This window comes from Rhodopseudomonas sp., from assembly GCF_036404135.1.
Classification (GTDB): domain Bacteria; phylum Pseudomonadota; class Alphaproteobacteria; order Rhizobiales; family Xanthobacteraceae; genus Rhodopseudomonas_A.
In genome coordinates this window covers 1-2,463 of sequence record NZ_DASWPE010000062.1, presented here as the reverse complement: position 1 = coordinate 2,463, position 2,463 = coordinate 1, and the positions used below count along the sequence as shown (strand labels likewise).

At 64.9% G+C, this 2,463-nt stretch carries 2 protein-coding genes; both read right to left on the bottom strand.

The features are described 5' to 3' along the window. Nucleotides 1–71 precede the first annotated feature (71 nt). On the bottom strand, nucleotides 72–845 hold the full coding sequence (istB, locus tag VGC77_RS07075; protein ID WP_331170864.1) for an IS21-like element helper ATPase IstB: 774 nt from the start codon (nucleotides 843–845) through the stop codon (nucleotides 72–74). Next, a complete protein-coding gene (gene istA, locus VGC77_RS07070; RefSeq protein ID WP_331170863.1) occupies nucleotides 835–2,358 on the bottom strand; it encodes an IS21 family transposase in 1,524 nt (507 codons plus the stop codon). Before istA ends, istB begins: the two co-directional genes overlap by 11 nt. Between the last annotated feature and the right edge of the window lie 105 nt (nucleotides 2,359–2,463).

Below are 2,463 nucleotides of genomic sequence, written 5' to 3'. Positions count from 1 at the left end.
TGTTGAATTGCGCCGAAAAGTGAGCCGGGATTTGCATCGAAAAGTGAGCCACCCTTTTTGTACAGGCTAACTCAGGTTTCTGATCGTCGGTGTCGGGTCTCCTTGGGTGTCGCGTTGGCGCTGGTCTTGAAGCGATAGCTGTCGTTGCCGGTTTCCAGGATGTGGCAGCGATGGGTCAGCCGATCGAGCAGCGCGGTGGTCATCTTCGCATCGCCGAACACGTTGGCCCACTCGGCGAAGTTGAGGTTGGTCGTGATGACCAGGCTGGTGTGCTCATAGAGCTTGCCGATGAGATGGAACAGCAGTGCGCCACCGGCTTGGCTGAAGGGCAGATAGCCCAGTTCATCGAGGACGACGAGGTCAGCTGCAACGAGTCGGGTCGCGAGCTGGCCTTGCTTGCCGGCGGCCTTCTCCAGCTCCAGGGCATTGACCAGTTCGATGGTCGAGAAGAACCGCACGCGGCGGCGCAGATGCTCGATGGCGTGCACGCCGAACGCCGTGGCGAGGTGGGTCTTGCCGGTGCCGGGCCCGCCGACGAGCACGATGTTCTGAGCCTGGTCCATGAACTCGCCGCGGTGCAGCTGGCGAACCACGGCTTGGTCGACGACGCTATGGCCGAAGTCGAAGCCAGCCAGGTCCTTGTAGGCAGGGAACCGTGCAGCTTTCATCTGATAGGAGACCGAGCGCACCTCGCGTTCGGCGACCTCGGCCTTGAGCAGGGCGTCGAGCATCGGTTGTGCCGTCTGGTAGAGCGGCGAGGCTTGCTGGGCCAGCTCGCCCCAGGCCTGCGCCATGCCATAGAGCCGCAACGACTTGAGGGTGGCCACCTGGGCGTCATGCGACATGGCGAGCCCTCCGCAGCGTGTCGTAGCGACCGACGTTGGCCTCAGGCTCGATGCGCAAGGTCAGCGACTGCGGCGGTTCGATCGGTGCCGGCGGGTCCTCGCCGACGAGCCGGGCCAGGAGGTTGAGCACATGCGGCTTGGACGGTGCGCCGGCATCGAGCGCCAGCTCGACGGCGGTCAGCACCGCTTGCTCGTCGTGATGCAGGACGAGCGCGAGGATCTCGACCATCTCGCGATCGCCACCGGGTCGCTTGAGCAGGATCGTCTGCAGGCGCTTGAACGCGAGGGGCAGCTCGGCGAACGGAGCGCCGTTGCGCAGCGCGCCGGGCTTGCGCTGCACGACGCTGAGATAATGCCGCCAGTCGTAGATCGTGCGGCCGGCATCATGACTGCGATGGATCGTGCGCGGATGCTCGGCGATGACCTGGCCTTCAGTCGCGACGACCAGACGCTCGGCATACAAGCGCACGCTGACCGGCCGGTTGGCGAAGCTCGCGGGCACGCTGTAGCGGTTGCGCTCGACATGGACGAGACAGGTCGGCGTAACGCGCTTGGTGTGTTCGACGAAGCCATCGAAGGGACGCGCGATCGGCATCAGCTCAGTCTTCTCGATCTCCCACATCGCGGCGATCGTGCGCTGGGGATCGTCGGGGTGCGCCAGCTCGTGCCACAGCGCGAGACACCGTTCCTGCAACCACAGGTTGAGCGCGGCGAGGGTCGCGACCTCCGGCACTTGAGGCCACAGCCGATGCCGTGAGTCCTGTACGTTCTTCTCGATCTGGCCCTTCTCCCAGCCGGAGGCTGGGTTGCAGAACTCCGCTTCGAACAGATAGTGGCTGACCAGAGCGGCGAAGCGCGCGTTGACGTCGCGTGCCTTGCCCGAGCGCACGCGATCGACGGCCGTCTTCATGTTGTCGTAGATGCCGCGGCGGGGCACCCCGCCGAACACAGCGAACGCGTGGTTGTGCGCATCGAACAGCATCTCGTGCGTCTGCAGTGGATAGGCGCGCAGCAGGAATGCGCGACTGTAGGACAGCTTGAACTGGGCGACCTGCAGCTTCGTGCGCTCGCCGCCGATCCGCACCGTGTCCTCGCTCCAGTCGAACTGGAACGCTTCGCCTGGCGCGAACGTCAGCGGAACGAACGTTCCGCGGCCTGTCGTGCGGGTCGCTTCCTGCACGGACTGCCGCCACGCTCGCGCGAACGCCGCGACCCGCGCATACGAGCCGGTATAACCGTGTGCTTGCAGCGCGGCGTGCATCTGCCGCGCCGTCTGCCGATGCTTACGCCCTTGGCGGGCGTTGCGTTCCAGCCAGCGCACCAGCTCCGCCGCATAGGCATCCAGCTGGCTCGGGCTCTTGCGGCGCACGTAGCGTGGCTCGACCACGTCGCTTGCCACGTACTTGGTGATGGTGTTCCTCGATAGCTTCGTGCGCCGGGCGATCTCCCGGATCGAGATGCCTTCACGGAGATGCCACCGTCGAATCACGCTCAGTAGTGCCACGTCGATCACTCCCTCTGCTCCCGCTCGGTCGTCCGGCGGGACATGGATGCGCGTGGCTCAAACTTCGATGAAAACTACCCCTCTAACTGGCTCACTTTTGCGTGCAACTCAACA